Annotated in this window: 13 protein-coding genes and 1 rRNA gene; 6 read left to right on the plus strand and 8 right to left on the minus strand. The window is 67.6% G+C overall.

Features of this window, described 5'->3' with window-relative positions:
- Nucleotides 1–2: 2 nt before the first annotated feature.
- From rrf to AC1DHX_RS10465, 4 genes are all read left to right on the plus strand, one after another.
- Nucleotides 3–119: ribosomal RNA gene (rrf, locus tag AC1DHX_RS10450) — 5S ribosomal RNA — on the plus strand.
- A gap of 280 nt (nucleotides 120–399) precedes the next feature.
- Entirely contained in the window at nucleotides 400–1,902 is a 1,503-nt protein-coding gene (locus tag AC1DHX_RS10455; RefSeq protein ID WP_476900010.1) for a CBM96 family carbohydrate-binding protein, read from the plus strand.
- A 136-nt stretch (nucleotides 1,903–2,038) separates the two neighbouring features.
- On the plus strand, nucleotides 2,039–2,899 hold the full coding sequence (locus tag AC1DHX_RS10460) for an SDR family NAD(P)-dependent oxidoreductase (protein ID WP_476859204.1): 861 nt from the start codon (nucleotides 2,039–2,041) through the stop codon (nucleotides 2,897–2,899).
- Nucleotides 2,900–2,993: 94 nt separating this feature from the next.
- Nucleotides 2,994–3,284 carry an excalibur calcium-binding domain-containing protein gene (locus AC1DHX_RS10465; protein ID WP_223915864.1) on the plus strand — a complete coding sequence of 97 codons (291 nt, stop codon included), beginning with the start codon at nucleotides 2,994–2,996 and terminating at the stop codon, nucleotides 3,282–3,284.
- 183 nt (nucleotides 3,285–3,467) lie between these two features.
- On the opposite strand, the gene AC1DHX_RS10470 is transcribed toward AC1DHX_RS10465, so the two are convergent.
- From AC1DHX_RS10470 to AC1DHX_RS10495, 6 genes are all read right to left on the minus strand, one after another.
- Nucleotides 3,468–5,300 (minus strand): putative bifunctional diguanylate cyclase/phosphodiesterase, encoded by a 1,833-nt coding sequence (locus AC1DHX_RS10470; protein WP_476859203.1) that lies wholly within the window; start codon nucleotides 5,298–5,300, stop codon nucleotides 3,468–3,470.
- Between the two features lie 146 nt (nucleotides 5,301–5,446).
- A complete protein-coding gene (locus AC1DHX_RS10475; RefSeq protein WP_476859202.1) occupies nucleotides 5,447–7,582 on the minus strand; it encodes a putative bifunctional diguanylate cyclase/phosphodiesterase in 2,136 nt (711 codons plus the stop codon).
- Nucleotides 7,583–7,685: 103 nt separating this feature from the next.
- Nucleotides 7,686–9,929 carry a putative bifunctional diguanylate cyclase/phosphodiesterase gene (locus AC1DHX_RS10480; RefSeq protein ID WP_476900011.1) on the minus strand — a complete coding sequence of 748 codons (2,244 nt, stop codon included), beginning with the start codon at nucleotides 9,927–9,929 and terminating at the stop codon, nucleotides 7,686–7,688.
- Between the two features lie 178 nt (nucleotides 9,930–10,107).
- Entirely contained in the window at nucleotides 10,108–11,280 is a 1,173-nt protein-coding gene (locus tag AC1DHX_RS10485) for a glycosyltransferase family 4 protein (protein ID WP_476859200.1), read from the minus strand.
- A 386-nt stretch (nucleotides 11,281–11,666) separates the two neighbouring features.
- The gene (locus AC1DHX_RS10490; RefSeq protein ID WP_018774803.1) at nucleotides 11,667–11,906 is read right to left on the minus strand and encodes a hypothetical protein; all 240 of its coding nucleotides are present in this window, start codon (nucleotides 11,904–11,906) and stop codon (nucleotides 11,667–11,669) included.
- Between the two features lie 66 nt (nucleotides 11,907–11,972).
- A complete protein-coding gene (locus tag AC1DHX_RS10495; protein WP_476859199.1) occupies nucleotides 11,973–13,409 on the minus strand; it encodes a flotillin family protein in 1,437 nt (478 codons plus the stop codon).
- A gap of 356 nt (nucleotides 13,410–13,765) precedes the next feature.
- Here AC1DHX_RS10495 and AC1DHX_RS10500 point away from each other — a divergent pair, with 356 nt between their 5' ends.
- On the plus strand, nucleotides 13,766–15,187 hold the full coding sequence (locus AC1DHX_RS10500) for a phenylacetate--CoA ligase family protein (RefSeq protein ID WP_476859198.1): 1,422 nt from the start codon (nucleotides 13,766–13,768) through the stop codon (nucleotides 15,185–15,187).
- Nucleotides 15,188–15,240: 53 nt separating this feature from the next.
- On the opposite strand, the gene AC1DHX_RS10505 is transcribed toward AC1DHX_RS10500, so the two are convergent.
- Complete coding sequence (locus tag AC1DHX_RS10505) at nucleotides 15,241–16,176, minus strand: HNH endonuclease (protein ID WP_476859197.1); 936 nt, start codon at nucleotides 16,174–16,176, stop codon at nucleotides 15,241–15,243.
- A complete protein-coding gene (locus tag AC1DHX_RS10510; RefSeq protein WP_476859196.1) occupies nucleotides 16,173–17,399 on the minus strand; it encodes a serine hydrolase domain-containing protein in 1,227 nt (408 codons plus the stop codon). Before AC1DHX_RS10510 ends, AC1DHX_RS10505 begins: the two co-directional genes overlap by 4 nt.
- A gap of 211 nt (nucleotides 17,400–17,610) precedes the next feature.
- Between AC1DHX_RS10510 and AC1DHX_RS10515 the strand changes: the two genes are divergently transcribed.
- A complete protein-coding gene (locus AC1DHX_RS10515; protein ID WP_476849152.1) occupies nucleotides 17,611–18,150 on the plus strand; it encodes a GNAT family N-acetyltransferase in 540 nt (179 codons plus the stop codon).
- Nucleotides 18,151–18,154: the final 4 nt, after the last annotated feature.

The raw sequence follows: 18,154 nt of genomic DNA on the forward strand, positions 1-18,154 counted from the left end.
GTTACGGCGGTCATAGCGTGGGGGAAACGCCCGGTCCCATCCCGAACCCGGAAGCTAAGACCCACAGCGCCGATGGTACTGCACCCGGGAGGGTGTGGGAGAGTAGGTCACCGCCGGAACACCATTAACGGTCGAGGACCCCCACCACMAGGTGGGGGTCCTCCCGCATTTAACGGCCCAAAAGCCCTGATGAAACAGGCGGGCAGTTCTGGCCATGCGTAAGAACCATGGAAAAACCTTGGGCATTTCCTTAATCGATGGAGACCTTGGGAATACCTTTAAACCGCCGGCTATTTTGGTCATGCGCATTGAGGGGCAGGATTTGACCGGCTAGGGTTTGAATTCCTACGGACCACTAAGGCGCAGGGTGCGTCGACCGGACCTTATAGGAGTCCCGCGATGCGCGTAGATCCTGGATTCGCCTTGGGCAAGAAGGCAACTAAGGGGCATCGGTTTGCCCGGTCCTTTGTGGGGCGCCGAGGGATTTCCCTGGCGTCAGTTGTCTTCCTGGTGGCTGCCACAATTTCCCTTATTGCCGGCCCCGCAGAAGCCGCCACTTTGACCTTTTCTACCACGGCCGATGCCGTCGTGAAGCGTGACAGTCCCACTATCAATTTCCGCACGGCGACGGGCCTCAAGGCTGATAATTCGCCGGTCGAAATGATCTTCCTCAAGCTCACGGTCACCGGCACCGCCGGCAGTACCGTGACCGGCGCCAAGCTCCGGCTGTTCGCTACGGATCCATCCAACTCGGGCGGCCAAGTCCGACGGGTCCTCAACAACTCCTGGAGTGAGAACACGATCACCTTCAACAACGCGCCCGTTGCGGAAACGCCGATTGTGGCTTCGCGCGGCGCTGTTGCCGACAACACCTTTGTGGAGTTTGATCTCTTCGGCGCGATTAAGGGTGACGGGACGTATTCGTTCCGCATCAGCAACACATCCTCTGACGGCGTCATTTACAGTTCCAAGGAAACTTCCGTCACCACGCAACGGCCTCGATTGACTGTCACCACGAACGCGACGCCGCCGCCCCCTCCTCCGCCGCCGCCGCCGCCGCCTCCGCCCCCCGGCGACAACCCGTGTGGCACGGCGACCGCCCCTCCGGCAAAGTACGACCACGTCATGTGGGTGCTTTTTGAGAACAAGACCTATTCACAGGTCATCGGGAACGCCAGCGCGCCGTACATGAGTACGAAGGCGAACCAGTGCGCCTCGGTTTCCACCTGGGCTGACGCCGGCCTGGGACTGCCCTCATTGCCGAGCTATCTGGCCATGACCTCCGGCAGCACACAGGGCGTCACGTCCGATTCGAGCCCGAGCGGCCTGCCGCCCATCACGGCCGACAATATCTTCCGGCAGGTGCGCACGTCCGCCCAGTCCTACAAGAGCTATATGGAGGACATGCCGTCGAATTGCCGGCTGAGCGCGTCCGGGCTGTATGCCGAGCGGCACAACCCCGAAATCTACTACCAAGGGACGGGGGACAGAGCGGCATGCGCGGTCAACAATGTGCCCCTGGGCACCGTGAGCGCCGGGCAGCTGGCGGGCGACCTCGCCAACAACACTCTGCCGAATTTCTCCGTGGTGGTGCCGAACGTTTGCAATGACATGCATGACTGCAGCGTCGCGACGGGCGACACCTGGCTCTCGCAATGGCTGCCGGTCATCTTGAACAGCCAAAGCTACCGGGCGGGACGCACGGCGATATTCGTGCTCTTTGACGAAGATACTCCGGTACCCAATTTCGTGGTGGCACCATCCGTGGTCCCGGGCACCGTTATCCAGGGCAACTACAGCCACTACTCGCTGCTCCGGACCACCGAAGAAATGCTGGCCATCGGCCTGAAGTTGCAGAACGCCGGCACGGCCCTGAGTTTCCGGTCGCCGCTGCGCATCTAGGCACTGCGGGGGATTCCCAGCAGAGTCTCGGAAAGCTCCCGGCTCCGGCGGAACGAACTCTCAGTTGCACTCGTTAGAATTCGACGGGGCTGGATTCCCAAAGACCAGCCCATCGCTTCGTTCTAAGGACACCTCAATGCCCGAGCGCACTATCGTCATCACCGGAGCCAGCGACGGCATCGGCGCGTCCGCCGCGCGGACCTTCGCCCGGCAGGGGGAACGTGTGGTCGTCGTCGGGCGTTCCGCGCAAAAGACCGAAGCGATCGCGAACGAAATCGGCGCGGAATTCTTTGTCAGCGACTTCGCCGACCTTGCCCAGGTGCGGACCCTGGCCACGCAGCTGAAGGAAAAGTACCCGCGGATCGACGTTCTGGCGAACAACGCCGGCGGCATCATGGGGCCTCGTGAGCTCACCGTGGACGGCCACGAGAAAACCTTCCAAGTGAACCACTTGGCCCCGTTCCTCCTCACCACCGAGCTGATCGAGGTGCTGACCGCCAGCCAGGCCACCGTCATCAACACCTCGAGCGTCGCGAATTCGCTCTTCGCCAAGTTCGACATCGACGACCTCGACGCGGCCAAGAGCTACTCCACCAACCGCGCCTACGGCAACGCCAAACTCGCCAACATCCTCTTCACCGCCGAACTCCACAACCGCTACAACACCGAGGGGATCTCGACGGCGGCGTTCCACCCCGGCGGCGTGGCCACCAACTTCGCTGCCGACTCCACGAGCCCCATGCGCCTGGCCTACAAGTCCTTCCTCAAGCGCTTCATGCTGACCCCTGACCAGGGCGCGGACACCCTTGTGTGGCTCGCCAACGCCACCCCGGGCCACGACTGGATCTCCGGCGCTTACTACGCCAAGCGGACGCTCTCCAAGGCCAACAGGCAGGCCTACGACGCGGGCCTGGCCAAGGCCCTGTGGCAGCGCAGCGAGGCGATGGTGGCCCAGGACCTCGACAAGCTGGACCAGGGCTCGGATCACGGCGCTTGAGCCTGACCGGAAACGCCGAATTCGTGGGTTAGCATTTTCCTGCCCCTCGCCGATCCGCGGCCGAGGGCTTCTACCTGGGGGAGTGCTCTTAAACGTGCGCCTGAAGAAATTGCTTATCGCGTCCCTGGCGGCATCCGCCGTCGTCCTGAGCGCTACGGCCGTGCCGGCATCCGCCGCGCCCGCGCCGAAGTCGTACAAGAACTGCACGGAGCTGAACAAGGTCTACCCGCACGGCGTCGGCAAGAAGGGCGCCCGCGACAAGACCAGCGGAAAGCCGGTCACCACGTTCCGCGTCGACAACACCCTGTACAGCCTTAACGACGGCGGTTTCCGCCAGTACGACCTCGACCGCGACAACGACGGCATCGCCTGCGAAAAGCGCTAGGGCAGGGAGCCTGCCGGGACTCTGACTCCTGGGGCAGGCCCGGRCCATCCAACGAAGTGACGCGAACGGCCGCTAAGCCATGATGCTTAGCGGCCGGTTGCGTCCAATGGCGGAGTCTGGCGGCGTCTACGCGACCCGCCCGGACGGCCAGCGGCAGGCCTAACGTCAGCCGGCCCGCCCCGCCTACCGCGCGGCGTCGACCTTGTCCAGGGCGTTCAGGGCACTCTCCATGGTCCCGGCCAGGTGGCTGGCGGGGGCCGGCTTGGCGAACAGGTAGCCCTGCAGGGAGTCGCAGCCGCGGTCCATCAGGTACTTGGCCTGCGCGGGAGTCTCGATGCCTTCCGCCGTGACTTTCAGGCCGAGGGCATGCGCTGCGCTGATCATGGTGGCGAAGAACGGGAGCTGTTCCTGGCCGGTCTTGATCATGGCCACGAAGGAGCGGTCGATCTTGACCTTGTCCAGGGGCAGTTCCTGGAGCCGGCCGAGGGTGGAATACCCGGTGCCGAAGTCGTCCATGGCAATCCGGACGCCGGCGCCGCGCAGCTGCCGCAGCTGGCCCAGCACGTCCGAGGAGGCGTCGAAGAACACGCTCTCCGTCAGCTCAAGCGTGAGCTGGCGCGGGTCAACGCCCGTGGACGCGGCAATCGCGAGCACGTCCGCGGCGAAGTCCCGGTGCTGGAACTGCAGGCCCGAGACGTTCACGGCGACGCTGTAGGCAGGATCGCCGGCCAGCCAGGGCCGGATCTCGGCGCAGGCACGGCGCAGGACCTCGTCGCCGATCTCGCGGATCAGGCCGCTCTGCTCCGCGACGGGCAGGAACTGGTTCGGCGGCACCAGCCGCCCGTGCCGTTCCCACCGCGCGAACGCCTCGAACTGCACCACCGAACCGATGCCGGGAGAGACCACGGGCTGGTAGTGCACCGAGATCTGGCCCAGTTCGACGGCGCGCCGCAGCCCGGAATCGCCGTCGGCCTTGTGGGCCGCGGTGTTCAGCATCTCCGGCCGGAACCGCATCCAGTTGTTCTTCCCGGCAGCCTTCGCGGCGGTCATGGCGGCGTCGGCCTGCCGCAGCAGTTCCGCGCCGTCCAGCGTCTGCCCCGACTTTGACGCCAGGCCCATGCTGACGCCGGGCCGGACCATGGAGCCGCCGACGCGCAGGGGGGCGTAGAGGGACTCGGCGATCCGCTTGGCCACCGCGTCCGCGTTGAGGCATTCGGTGAGTAGCACCGCGAACTCGTCGCCGCCGAGCCGGGCCACCGTGTCATGCGGGCGGACGCAGTTGCGCAGCCTGGATGCAACCTCCACCAGCAGTTCATCGGCCGCGGAGCGTCCCAGCACGTCATTGAGGTGCTTGAAGTCATCGAGGTTCAGCAGCAGGATGTCCACCGGATCCGGGCGGCGCAGGGCCGCGGCGAGCCGCTCGTTGAAGAGCGGGCCGTTGGGCAGCGCCGTCAAGGGGTCGCGGAGCGAGCCCGCCTTGAGTTCGTCGTCGTGCTCGGCAAACGCCGCAGGAGCGGCTGCCCCTGGACCTCCGGAAAGAGAAACTCCCGCTGCACCGGAAGCACGACGGCGGGCAAAGTCGCCGCTGAGGGTGCGCCCGGCGCTGCCGGCGCCCGGGTTCCGCCCTGCGGCGCCGCGGATGGAGAGGGCAACGGACGTTCCGGCGTCGGCCGCTCCGGCCGCGGCGGGGACCAGCGAGCAGGTGATTTCAACGGGGAGTTCCGTGCCGTCGGCGCGGCGGCCCGAGCCGGCGAACGGGGAGCCGGCGAACGGGGAACCGGCGGACGGCGAGCCGGGGCTTGCGGCCTTGGCCAGCCCGGCCAGGACTCCGTGGAATTCCTCCCGCGAGGCCTCGGCCAGGAGCATGCTGTGGTCCGCGCCGAGCAGCTGCGCCCGGGGGTAGCCGAAGAGCCGTTCCGCGGCCGCATTGAGGAAGGAAATGGCTCCGTCCTGGGCGACCAGCAAAAGTGCGTCCGGGCTGTACTCCAGCAGTTGTTGTGCGAAACCAGCTTCCACGATGTCTAACAGCCCCCCGGCGATGAATACGGATAGCGGGCACCTTGCGGAGAGCAGGCGCACTGCGCTGACTGAATCATATGCGGTGCGGGCTCCCCGGACGGGATGGCCATCATGCCGCAATCAAATGTGTCGAACGGCCCCGGCTACCCGGGCAGCGGCACGCCCTCGAGGTCGGCGATGGCCGCCGCGGAGTTCCGGACCGCGCGGTGCCTGGCCGCCCCGGGTTCCGGGCGGGAGAAGAGGAAGCCCTGCAGGGCATCGCAGCCGTGGTCCATGAGATAGCGTGCCTGGGCCGGTGTCTCGATGCCCTCGGCCGTGACCTTCAGCCCCAGGCTCCGGGCCATGTGGATCATGGAGGTGAGGATGGGCAGCTTTTCGACGCCGGTCTGCAGCATGGACACGAAGGACTTGTCGATTTTCACCACATCCACCGGCAGGTCCTGCAGGCGGCCCAGCGAGGAATAGCCGGTCCCGAAGTCGTCCAGGGCCACCCGGATGCCGGCCTCGCGCAGGGTCTCGAGCTGGCCGATCACGTGGGAATGGGCGTCGAAGAACACGCTCTCGGTCACCTCCAGGACCAGCTGGCGCGGGTCCACGCCGCTCCACGCCGCAATGTCCAGGACGCGCTCGGCGAAGTCCCGGTGCTGCAGCTGCACGCCGGAGACGTTGACGGCCACGCTCCGGAACGGGTCCTCCCCGAGCCACGGGGCGAGCTCGGTGCAGCTGCGCCTGAGCACCTCGGCCCCGATTTCCCGGATCAGGCCGCTGCGTTCGGCGGTCTCGATGAACTCGTCCGGCGGAATCAGCTCGCCGTCCCACTCCCAGCGGGCCAGGGCCTCGAACTGCACCACCTCGAGCCTGTCACTGGAGATGACGGGCTGGTAGTGCACGGTGATCTGCCCCAGTTCCACCGCCCGCCGCAGCCCGGCCGTGAGCTGGGTGCGCTCCAGCAGCGCGGCCAGCATCTCGGGCCGGAAGTGCACATAGCAGTTCTTCCCGGCCTCCTTGGCCGCGTACATGGCCAAGTCCGCCTGCCGGAGCAGCTCCGACGACGTCTCCGTCCCGGCGTCGCGCGAGGCCACGCCCAGGCTCAGGCCCGGCCGCATCAGCGTTCCCTCGATGGAGACCGGGGCGTTCAGGGTGCTGACCACACGCTGGGCCACGGTGTCGGCGTCCCGGCAGCCGACCAGCAGGACCACGAACTCGTCCCCGCCCAGCCGGGCGACGGTGCCGTGTGGACCCACACAGTTCTGGAGCCGGCGGGAAATCTCGACCAGCATCTCGTCGCCGGCATGATGGCCCAGGACGTCGTTGACTTCCTTGAAGTCGTCCAGGTCCAGGAGCAACACGTGCACCGGTTCCGGGGTCAGCAGTGCCGCGGCGGCCCGTTCGTTGAAGAGCATCCGGTTGGCCAGCCCGGTAAGCGGGTCCTGAAACGCGAGCTCCTTGAGCTTGCCCGCCTGCTCGGCCAGTTCGTCCATGGCGCGGCGGGCCTGGTCCTGGGCGCGCCGGCGTGAGGTGATGTCCCGGAAGTTCCAGATCCGTCCCACGATCGCGTCCGCCACCTTCTGCGGGCGCGAGTACAGCTCCACGATGCGGCCGTCGGCGAACTCGAGGATGTCGTGGCTCTGCATCATGTTGTCCGCGTAGAGCGCTGCAACCTTTTGCAGGAAGGAGTCGGGATCCACCAGCCGGTCCGCGATGAACCGCGCCAGCGCATCGGGGTCCTCGGCCGCGATCAGTTCCGGCGGCATGCCCCACAGCAACAGAAACTGGTCGTTGATCCCGGTGATTTGGCCTTCGCTGGAGAGCACGACGATACCGTCCGACGTCGACTCCAGCGTGGCGTCCACGAGGGAGAGGGCCAGCCGGCGGCCGGAATCGGGGTCGTTGCGGTGCTCGGCGTCGCGGACGGCTACCGCCATGGCCGTGCCGCCGTCGACGCTCACCAGCGAGCACGTGATCTCCAGGGCGAGGTCCGAACCGTCGCGGTGCAGTCCGGCGGCCGCGAACGGGCGGCTTCCGGCCGGGCTTTTGCGTCCCAGCCGGCCGAAGACCCGGAGGAAGCCGCTGTGGGCTTCCTCCGAGAGCAGGATGGTGTGCTGAACGCCGAGGAGTTCCTCGCGGGGGTAGCCGAACAGCCGTTCCGCGGCCGAATTCATGAAGGCGATGGTCCCGTCCGCGGTCAGCAGCAGGAACGCATCAGGACCCTGCTCCAGCAGGTCTTCACCAAATCCAGTTCCCACGACGATACCGGCCCCCAAGCGACGGAAGTTCATAGAGCGATGATGTTCCCGGCCGAGGGCCCGGAGCAATGCGTTTCACTGAATCATAGGGTCCTTCGGCCCCGTGTCCAGCACATCGGCCACGGAACTTTGCGGGTCACCGGTTGCCGGGCACCCGATCCCCCCGCAGCGCGGCGATGGCCAGGGCCGCCCGGTCCAGCGCGGGCTGGAGCGTGGCCTCCGGCTGGGGGCCTGAAAACAGGAAACCCTGCAGCGAATCGCAGTGCAGACCCATCAGGTAGCGGGCCTGGGCGGCCGTTTCCACGCCCTCCGCGGTGACGGTCAGCCCCAGTCCGTGGGCCATCCCAATCATGGCGTTCAGGATGGGCAACTGCTCGGTGCCGGTGTTGATCATGGACACAAACGACTGGTCGATCTTCAGCGTGTCCACGGGCAGGCCCTGCAGGCGTCCCAGGGAGGAGAAGCCGGTGCCGAAGTCGTCCAGCGCCACTTGGGCGCCGGCCGCACGCAGGGTCATGAGCTGCTGGATGACGTGGCAGTCGTCTTCGAAGAAGACGCTCTCCGTGACCTCCAGGATCAGCTGGCGCGGGTCCACGCCACAGGATTCCGTCACGGCCATGACCAGCTCGGCGAAGTCCCCGTGCTGCAGCTGGACACCGGAGACGTTCACGGCCAGGGACCGGGTGGAGTCCTCGTCCAGCCAGGGCTTGAGCTCCGTGCAGCCGCGAAGCAGCACCTCGGTGCCGATCTCGACAATGAGGCCGCTGCGTTCCGCCGCCGGAATGAAATGCTTGGGCGGGACGAGCGCGCCGTCGCGCACCCAGCGGGCCAGGGCCTCGACCTTTGTCACGGTCCCGCTGCCGGCGGAGACGATCGGCTGGTAGTGGACGGCGATCTGTCCGCTGTCCACGGCGCGCCGCAGGCCGGCCTCGAGGTCGTTGCGGTCCACGAGGGCCTTCATCATCTCCGGCTTGAAGCGCATGTACCGGTTCTTCCCGGCAGTCTTCGCGGCGTACATCGCGACGTCGGCACGGCGCAGGAGCTCGGAGGCGTCCACGGCGGCCTCGCCGATCGAGGCGAGCCCCAGGCTGAGGCTGGGCCGCAGCATGGTGCCGTCGATCCACACCGGGACGCGCAGCGAGTCGACGATCCGGGCGGCGACCGCCTCGGGCTCCAGCGAGTCGAGCAGGAGCACCACGAACTCGTCGCCGCCCAGCCGGGCCACGATGTCGCTCGGGCGCACGCACGCGCGCAGGCGCCGGCCGACCTCAATGAGCATCTGGTCCCCGGCGTGGTGGCCCAGGATGTCGTTGACTTCCTTGAAGTCGTCCAGGTCAAGGAGCAGGACGTCGACGGCGCCGCCGTGCTGGTCCGCCAGGGCGCTTGCGAGGCGGTCGTTGAACAGCTGGCGGTTGGACAGTCCGGTCAATCCGTCCCGGAACGCCAGCGCCGTCAGCTGCGCGGACTGTGCGGCGAGGTCGGCCATGGCCCGGGTGATCCGGTCCTGGGCCACCTTGGCCGCGGTCACATCCCGGAAGCTCCACACGCGTCCGACCACCTGGTCCGCGACTTTCTGCGGGCGGGAATAGCGTTCAAAAGTCCGGCCGTCGCGGAATTCCAGGATGTCGTGGCTTTCCGCCGCGGGGTCGGCGTAGAGGGCCTCGACCTTCTCGACGAACTGGGCCGGATCCTGCAACTGGTCCAGGACGAAGGCCATGACCGCCTCGTCCTCCCCGGTGGCGAGCATCTCCCGAGGGATGCCCCACATGGTGACGAACTGATTGTTGACGCCGGCGATCTCGCCGTCGCTGCTGACCACCAGGATGCCGTCGGCGGTGGATTCGAGCGTCGCGCTCAGCAGCGACATGGCCTCGCGGAGGCTGTCATCGTTCTCCGGCCGGTGCGAGGTGTCCCGGACCGCGGCGATCATGCTCGCGGTCCCTTTACCAGTCCCGTCCCGGGCGCCTGTACCGGTGAAGAAAATRGATCCGGCCACCTCGGCCTGGAACTCCGTACCGTCCCGCCGCACCCCGTAAGCCTCCACGGGGGCAGTGTCAGTGTCAGTTTCGGCGGCAGCGGCAGCGGCGTCGGGGTGGGCGCCGCGGCGGAGGTTGAAGAACAGCCGYTCSAGSCCGTTCCGGAACCCCTCGGCCAGGAGSATGCGGTGGTCCGAGCCCACGAGYTCCYCRCGRRSGTACCCGAACATGCGCTCCGCGGCGGTGTTGACCATCCTGATGGTCCCGTCCTCGGCCACCACCAGCAGGGCGTCGGGGCTGGATTCCACCAGGTCCCCGTAGCCCGGGACCGCGGCGGATACTTCCTGGGGGACTGTCGTTGGGACTGTGCCGGGGGCTTCCTCCGGGTACGACGACGCCGTCACTCGGCTACCGCCGTGCGAACCTGAGACCACCAACGAGACATTTAGAACCCTCCCATCGGGAAATCATAGGCGCCGGAAGCCTCCCTTGGGTGTCAAGAGGGTGTCAACACGTGGGCGGGGCCGGATCCGTGCCCGTGGCGGAGGACTTACCGCCCAGTTGCGCTATCACCTAGGGTGCCTAAAACCGCGGTTTGGCAGCCCTAAGTGATAGGGCAACGTGGGGGGAGCGGCCCACCTGGGACTCGCCGATCACGGCCCTGTAGTGGCCAACGAGTTCGGCGCCGAGCACGGACCACGTCCGGCCCTGGACCGAGGCGTGCGCGGCCGCGGCGAACGCTCGGCGCTTGGCGTCGTCGCCCATCAGGTCCATCACCCGGGCACGGAACCCGGCGAGGTCGCCGGGCTCGTACAGCCAGCCGGTCCGCGAGTTCTCCACGAGGTCCAGCGGGCCGCCGCGGCCCGTGGCCACCACGGGCACCCCGGACGCCATGGCCTCCTGGATGGTCTGGCAAAAGGTCTCGAACTCGCCGGGATGGACGAAGAGATCGAAGGAGGCCACGGCCCGGGCGAGGTGGTCGCCGCCGAGGAAACCGGTGAAGACCGCCCGCGGCAGGGCAGCTTCCTGGGCGGCCCGCTGGGGCCCGTCGCCGATGATCACCAGCCGGGTCCCGGGAACATCCGCCAGCACCGCCAGATCCTCCACCTGCTTCTCGGCCGCCAGCCGGCCCACGTAGCCGATGAGGCGCTCGCCGCCGGGCGCCACGGCAGCCCGCCAGCCGGCGTCGCGCTTCGCGGGGTTGAACCGCTGCGTGTCCACGCCGCGCCGCCACATGTCCACGCGCGGAATGCCGCGGCCGCGGAGCTGGTTGAGCGCGAACGTGGAAGGGACCAGGGTGCGCGAGGCCAGCAGGTGGATCTGGTCCACCCGGTTCCAGGCCCAGTTCTCCAGAAAGGGGACGCCGTAGCGGCCCGCATAGCCGGGGACCTCGGTCTGGTAGATGGCGACCGTGGGGATGCCGAGCTGGTGGGCGGCCTGCGCTGCCCGCCAGCCGAGCACGAACGGGGACGCGAGGTGCACGACGTCGGGCGCGTAGTCGGCAAGGATTCGCTTGACCCGATACACACCGCCCATCGCCACCCGCAGATTCGCGTAGCCGGCCAGCGGGACCGAGGGGAGCCGGAGGACGTGGGCGCCATAGACCTCGTCCGGTACATCCGTGTCCTGCGTGGACGGCGCGATCACCAGCACCTCGTCCCCGCGCTTCTGCAGATGCTCCAGCACGCGCAGGATGGAGTGGGTGACCCCGTTCATGAGCGGCAGGAATGATTCGGCGACGATTGCGATCCTCACCCCTCCACGGTGCGGGCGGCGGTTTGCGGCGCGGGGGAGCAGGCGTGGCCGGGAGGGGAAGACTGGGTTAACAGGTGGGCGAACTCAGGAAGGACCCGCCACAGGGCGCGCGGAAAGGCGGACGGTTGCCGGGAACTAGTCGGGCGCCCTCACGTGGGCGCAGTTCAACGCGGCCATGCGTCCACGGCGCAAACCCTACGAAGCAGCGGTGCCGGATGGCATGACGAAAGTCGAGCTACAGCGGGTCGGGCCAGTTGCCGACCGGGAAGCGGGCACGGATGCCGGAAACCGGACCGCAACGCGCACGCTTGTTGCCTTCCATCAGAAATACCTCCAGAGGCTACGGAACTTCAGAATACGCCCGTCGCCTCCTACCGTCCAGAGGGTCAATCGCCCTTGAGGACATCCGGAAGTTCGTCCACAAACACCGTCTGCGGCGGTTCAAAATAGATGACCAGGACCTGCTCGCCCACGGCGAAAACGCTGGTCTTATCGAAGGGGTGCGCGTGGAACGCACTGGTTCCGCCGCGGACCGGCAGCATGACCTCGCCGATGGTGCCCGGGCCGATCCGTCCGGTGACGCGGCCGATCTTTCCGGTCAGGCTCCGGTCAACATCCTTATGCATCAGAACCCCAGTACATCAGAATCCCAGTACATCAGATCCTCCGGTTCCCCGCGCGCATTCCCGCCCCTACGCCTCAGGCGCCTTCGCCGGCCGTTTGCCGCCATCCCGGGTGTTTTTGAGGGCCGTGGAGAGCGCCGGGAGGTAGTCGCCCACCTGTGCCAAAATCCCGCCGATCATCCGGTTGACCCCTTCGCCGCCGTTGAGAACGGTCATCTGGCCGACGTGCGCGAACGGCTCGGCCGCCGCCGCCACGATCGCCGGCATGTTCTCGGCGAGCTGCTGGGAGATGACGGCGTCCTGGTTGGTGCCCAATGCTTCGGCGCGGGCCTTGATGCCATCTGCCTCTGCCAGTGCTTTGGCTTTGATGGCGGAGGCGGCGGCATCGCCGCGGGCCTTCGTGGCGGCGGCCTCGGCCTCGCCGGTGACCTTGGTGGCCCCGGCCGCTGCTGCTGCCGCCGTCGCGTTCGCCTGCGCCTGCACCTCGGTCCGCCGGGCGTTGGCCTGGGCCTCCAGCTCGGTGCGCCGGGCCAGCGCCTCGGCAGCGCTGATGTCCGCGGATTTCTGGCCTTCCGCGTCGGTGCGCTTGGCGTAGGCCCTCGCATCGGCGGGCTTGCGGACGGTGGTCTGCAGTTTTTGTTCCTCCCGGTCGGCCTCGAGCTTGGCCACCTCGGTTTCCTGGACCACCACCTGCTGGCGCGCCGTGGCGTCGGCCAGTGGCCCGGCCTGGGCCGCGTTCGCCTTGGCGCGCTCGGCATTGGCCTGCGCCTCGGACTGCCGGATGGCGGACAAGCTCCGGGCATCGGCAATCAAGGCCTCGGCCTCCGCTTCCTTTTCCGCCGCCTCGCGGTTCCGGGTGGCCTCCGCGATGCGGGCCTCCATTTTGACCATGGCAATGTGCGGCTTGGCGATGTTCTGGATGTAGCCCGTGGGGTCCTGGAGGTCCTTGATCTGCAGCGAGTCGACGACGAGGCCCAGCTTCTCCATTTCCACGCCGCTGGCGCTGCGGACCTGGGAGGCCAGCTTGTCGCGCTCGCGGATGATTTCCTCGACCGTCATGCTGCCGATGATCGAACGCAGGTGGCCTTCGAAGACGTTGTACACCTGGCTTTCCATCTTGGGCTGCTGGCCCAGGAACCGGCGCGCGGCGTTGGCAATGAACGGCGGGGCATCGCCGATCTTGTAGATGACCACGCCGTCGACAATCACCTGGATGCCCTGAGAGGTGACACAGGAGACCTTGAGTTCGGTTTCGTTCAGCGTCAGGGACAGCGGCCGCACCGTCTGCAGGCCCGGCAGCACGAGGGCCCCCTTGCCGGTGACGATCTTAAAGTCCATCCCCTCACGGGTTTCCAGCGTGCCGCGCGTCAACCCGGAGATGATGAGGGCCTCGTTCGGTTCCGCCACTTTCCACATCAGTTTTGTCGCCACCCAGATGACGCCGACGACGGCGACCGCCCCCAGGATGATCGAAATGAGCGGATACAAAAATGACAAGTCCGGCATAACCAGGTCCTTTCACGGCGGTGGAAAAGAAATTAAGCAAAGCCCCAAACGATGCTGCTGGTAGTCCCCGGCCGGCCTGGAGGCAGGAATTCCCACGCCGCCCAGCCAGCTGTTGTACACAGTCTGTGGTGCTTCCGGCCGGGAGTCCAGCAATTCGACGATGTCCGGGCATACGCCCAAGTCCCGCCGGTGCCTAAAGCCCCTGTTGGGAGCCTCCGCCGCCGTGCCAGCGTGGGAGAGGGTGCGGGCGTGGAAGGGCGGACGAGCGTGCCGGCCTGAGTGAGCGGGGAACGGCGGAGGCCATGAGTGCCTGCCCGTGAAAGGGGTGATGGGTGATGCTCGGCTCTCCTCTCGGGATGACACGGACCACCGGGATCGCGTGGGACATCTGGCGGGCCGGTCGGGCAAACCAGGATGAGGTCGCCCGCCGGCAGCGCGACCGGCTCGCCGCGCTGGTTGAGTGCGCACGGTCCTCCTCGCCCTTCTTCCGCGGGCTGTACCGGGACGTCCCGGACGTGGTCCCGGACTCAGCCACGGACCGGGCCAAGGATCTGGGCACGTATTTAGGGGAGCTGCCCCCGGTGGGCAAGCGCGAGCTCATGGAGAACTTCGATGACTGGGTGACCGATCCCCACATCACGCTCGCCGGGCTGAAGCACGACCTGCTCGATGACCCGTCGCGGATCGGCGGCCTCTACCGCGGACAGTACCTCGTGGTGACGACGTCGGGGTCCACCGGTGAACCCGCGGTCCTGGTCCATGACCGGACCTCGCAGCTGGTGGCCAGTCTCCTGGGCCCGATCCGCGAACGGCGGACCCTGATGGCGGCCAAGGAGGCGCGGGCTTTCCCGCACCGGGGACTGCGGGCCGCGGCGCTGATCGCGGACGGGGACCACTTTGCCGGCGTCGTGCTGACCGAATCCGCGCGGCGGCGCAGCCCCCGCATCGCCCGCCGGGTGCGCGTATTCTCCGTGCTCCGGCCGCTCCCGGACCTCGTGGCGGACCTCAACGACTTCCAGCCGACAGTGCTTTACGGGTATCCGAGCGCCATGGTGCAACTGGCCGCCGAACAGAAAGCGGGACGGCTACGGATTCATCCGCTCCTGGCGGTCGCGTCCGGAGAGAGCCTGGCAGCCCACGCCGCGGCCGAGATCGAGGCGGCCCTCGGCTGCCGGGTCACTGAGCGATACCTTGCCTCGGAGGCGCTCGCCCTGACCAGCCGCTGCCGGCAAGGGCTGCTGCACGTCAACGCGGACTGGAACATCGTGGAACCGGTGGACGACGCCTTCCGGCCCGTCCCGCCCGGCGAACTCTCCCACACCGTGCTGGTCACCAACCTGGCCAACCGGGTCCAGCCACTCATCCGGTACAACCTTGGCGACCGGGTGCAGCTGGCTGCCAGCCCGTGCGCCTGCGGCAGCCCGTTTCCCACGCTGCGGGTCGAGGGCCGCAGTGGCGGCGTGCTGAGCTTCGCTGCCGCCGACAGGACAGGGTCGGACGGGAAAGTGGTCACCGTGCTGCCGTTGGCGCTGGGCACGGTGATCGAGGAAACCGCCGGCGTCCGCCGGTTCCAGGCGATCCGCACCGGGCCGCGCTCGCTCACCGTGCGGCTCGAACTCTGGCCGGAAGCCGCGACGACGGCCGTGCGGACGGCGGTGGGGGAGCGCCTGGGTGCGTTCTTCGCCGCCCAGGGCGCCGCCGGCGTCGACGTCCGCTTTAGCGATGAGCCGCCCCGGCCGGACCGCAGCGGCAAGTTCCGCGAGGTGTGGTCCGCCTGAGCCGGCTGCTGCCGCCGCTGCTGCTGCCGCGGCTGTTAGGGCTGTTAGGGCTGTTAGTGCTGTTCCAGGATCCGCCGGGCGTCCTGCTGGGCCTGGAGCTGCTCCGGGGTCACGGACTGTCCGGTCAGGAACCCGGCGGCGGCCATGATCCGGCGCAGCTCCGCGACGCTGCGCGGGGTCCGCACCCCGTGGTGCGCCATGGCGTGGCAGTTGGCGCAGAGCGGGACGAGGTCTGTGATGGGGTCCAGTTCATACCCGCTGCCCAGCTGTGACACCGGGACCAGGTGGTGGACCGGGATGAAGTCCTTGCCGATCTCGCCGAAGGCGATTTCAAACGAGAATCCGCACGCGGCGCAGCTGGTCCCGTGGTGGGCGACGCAGACCCGTCGGGCGTCCGGACTGTGTTCGTACTTGTTTACTTCGACCCGGGTGACCGCCGCCGCCGGGACGGTGCCGGGCACGGGCTGCGTGGGGTCAGCCGGCACCGGGCCAAACTCACCCCAGAGGCCGCGCAGCAGGGGCTCGACGGCGGGGTCGACGGCCAGCGCGGGGCCGTGAAGGGCTTCCCAGTCGATGCCGGGCACGGCCTCGGCGAGGACCCCGGTCGGGATCTGGTCGCCGGCGGGCAGGAGGGCGTCGAAGTCCACCTGGAGGTAGAGCGGGGACGCGCCTTGTGCGCCGGGCGGTGCGCCGGGCGGCGAGTCGGCCGGTACGCCGGTCCGGGCGGCGCTCGCGGAGTCCGGTGCCTGGACGCGGGGAACCGGCCTTTCCGCGACGATAACGCCGTGGCCGATCAGGCCGCGTCCGTGGCGGCCCTGGAGCACCAGCCACGCGTCCGTGCCGGCCGCGTTGCCGGCGTCGCTGTCGAGAGAGGTCCCGACGTCCCAGCTGGCCAGGTGCCGGCCGGTTTCGGCGACCTCCTCCAGCACGGCCGGGTAGGTCCAATCGTTCCATTCGTCGGGGTCCCAGACGAGGATGATTGCTGTCATCTGCCCATTGTCGCAGTGCCCGGACTGCCTGCGGCATTGTTGAGCGGCCCGGTCGGCCCGGTCATGCACGTGGCGTTGAGGGTGTCCTCCGCGATGGACTCCATTTGGTGCAGAATGTGGGTGTCCCCGCGTGGGAGCGGTTCCGGCGGGTAGGCCACGGCCATGGTGAGCTGCCGGGTTCCGTCCGCGCTGGTCATGGTGATGGTGCCGTAGCCGGGCACGTCGCCGGGATGGCCGTAGTAGAAGTCGTTGGTGCACAGATCGTTCCAGCGGACCACGCCGAGTCCGTACCTGGCGTAGAGCGGGCTCTCCATTTGCGTGATCGTCGCCGGCTTGAGCAGCTTGTTCTGCAGCAGCGCGCGGTAGAACGTATTCACGTCCGCCACGGAGGACACCATGCCGCCCGCGGCGTTGTCGATCTGGGCGGCCGGATAGGTGACGTCCAGTTGTTTGCGGTCCAGCGCGATGTAGCCGTGGATCATGGACGACGGCGCCGGCCCGGCCGCCGTCATCAAGGTCTGGCTCAAACCCAGCGGCTCGATGATGTCGGTGCTGATCACCTCGCCGATCCGCCGGCCGCTGAGGCGCTCGACGATCAGCGCCAGGGCAATGTAATTCGAGTTGGAGTACTCAAATCCCTGGGCCAGCTTCGCCTGCCAGGAGATCCGCCCCGCCATGGCCAGCAGATCCGCCAGGCTCACCTTGGTGGTCAGGGCTTCGCGCACTGTGGCCGGATCGAACAACGGCCCGTCCACCGACGGCATGCCGGAGCGGTGCTGCAGCAGCTGGCGGACCGTGACCGGTCCCGGCGGGTGCATCACCTTGTTGAACTCCGGCAGGTAGGTGCTGACCGGCGCGTCCAGTTCCAGCCGGCCCTCCTCGGCCAGTTTGAGCACGCAGACGGCCACCATGGACTTGGTGACCCCGCCGATGTGCACCGGGTCCGTTATCTCGGCCCGGGACGGGCTGTTCAGGTTTCGGACCCCGTAGGCCGCGGACCACTCGTCCCCGCCCACGCGGACCTGGATGAGGACGGCCGGGGCGCCCTCGTCGAGCAATCTCCTGCCGAACTGTTCGAGCACGGACCGGTAGCCGGAATCGGGCGGCGCCGGCGCCGGCGGTTTCGGCCCGGGGACGCAGCCGCCGAGGGCGGCTGTAAGCACGACGGCGAGGATTGCGGCCGTGAACCGGCGGGATTTTTCGCGGATCCAGACCATCGGCATGAGGGTCCTTCTTGCAGGTCGGGAGTGCAGTCAGGGCAGGAAAACGCCCCCAGCCAGGCACAGTCCTAATGCTTGTGATGGTCCTCAGGCAGACATCAGTCGACCAGAGCCATAAGTCACGGGTATGGATTCGACGTTGCTTGCGACATTCCGAGATCGCGGGCAACCGGCGCAGCGGGCTCAAAGCCTTCGATCATCCATAATTATCGCTGTGGACCATGCGCGAGTACCTCGGATCGAGGTCGTCTTCGAAACGGATCGGCTGCTGCTGCGGCCATGGCGGGTGTCTGACGCCGCCGTCCTGCGCGAGCTGTGGACCGAGCGCGATCCTCGCGTCCCTCCGCATCGTCGCATCAGTCCCGATGGTCACCCCACGCTGGAAGATATCGAGGACCGGATCCGTCGTGATAGCCGACACCCCTTCCCTGGGTTGCTGGCCGCAGAGCAAAAGAGTTCGGGGCAGGTCATCGGCTACTGCGGGCTGATTCCCAACGAGCACGGACGGGCTGGAGAGCCAGAACTCGCGTTCGAGTTCCTCCGCGAAGTCTGGCGCCAGGGGTTTGCGACCGAGGCCTCGTGGACCGTCCTCCAGCGGGCGCAGGCGTCGGGCTACCGACGCCTGTGGGCTACAGTCCGTGACTGGAACACCGCGTCACGCCGTGTGCTGGCCAAACTCGGATTTGTCGAAACCGGGCAAGTAGAACCTGACGAAATCCACGGCGATTCTCTCTTCACTACGAAGACACTCTGACCAT

The sequence above is a fragment of the Arthrobacter sp. 05N33_2 genome (assembly GCF_056397425.1).

Coding starts and splice junctions, on each gene's coding strand:
- AC1DHX_RS10500 (WP_476859198.1), top strand. CDS start 13,766: ATGACACGGACCACCGGGATCGCGTGGGACATCTGGCGGGCCGGTCGG.
- AC1DHX_RS10505 (WP_476859197.1), bottom strand. CDS start 16,176: ATGACAGCAATCATCCTCGTCTGGGACCCCGACGAATGGAACGATTGG.
- AC1DHX_RS10490 (WP_018774803.1), bottom strand. CDS start 11,906: ATGCATAAGGATGTTGACCGGAGCCTGACCGGAAAGATCGGCCGCGTC.
- AC1DHX_RS10475 (WP_476859202.1), bottom strand. CDS start 7,582: ATGAACTTCCGTCGCTTGGGGGCCGGTATCGTCGTGGGAACTGGATTT.
- AC1DHX_RS10495 (WP_476859199.1), bottom strand. CDS start 13,409: ATGCCGGACTTGTCATTTTTGTATCCGCTCATTTCGATCATCCTGGGG.
- AC1DHX_RS10460 (WP_476859204.1), top strand. CDS start 2,039: ATGCCCGAGCGCACTATCGTCATCACCGGAGCCAGCGACGGCATCGGC.
- AC1DHX_RS10455 (WP_476900010.1), top strand. CDS start 400: ATGCGCGTAGATCCTGGATTCGCCTTGGGCAAGAAGGCAACTAAGGGG.
- AC1DHX_RS10510 (WP_476859196.1), bottom strand. CDS start 17,399: ATGCCGATGGTCTGGATCCGCGAAAAATCCCGCCGGTTCACGGCCGCA.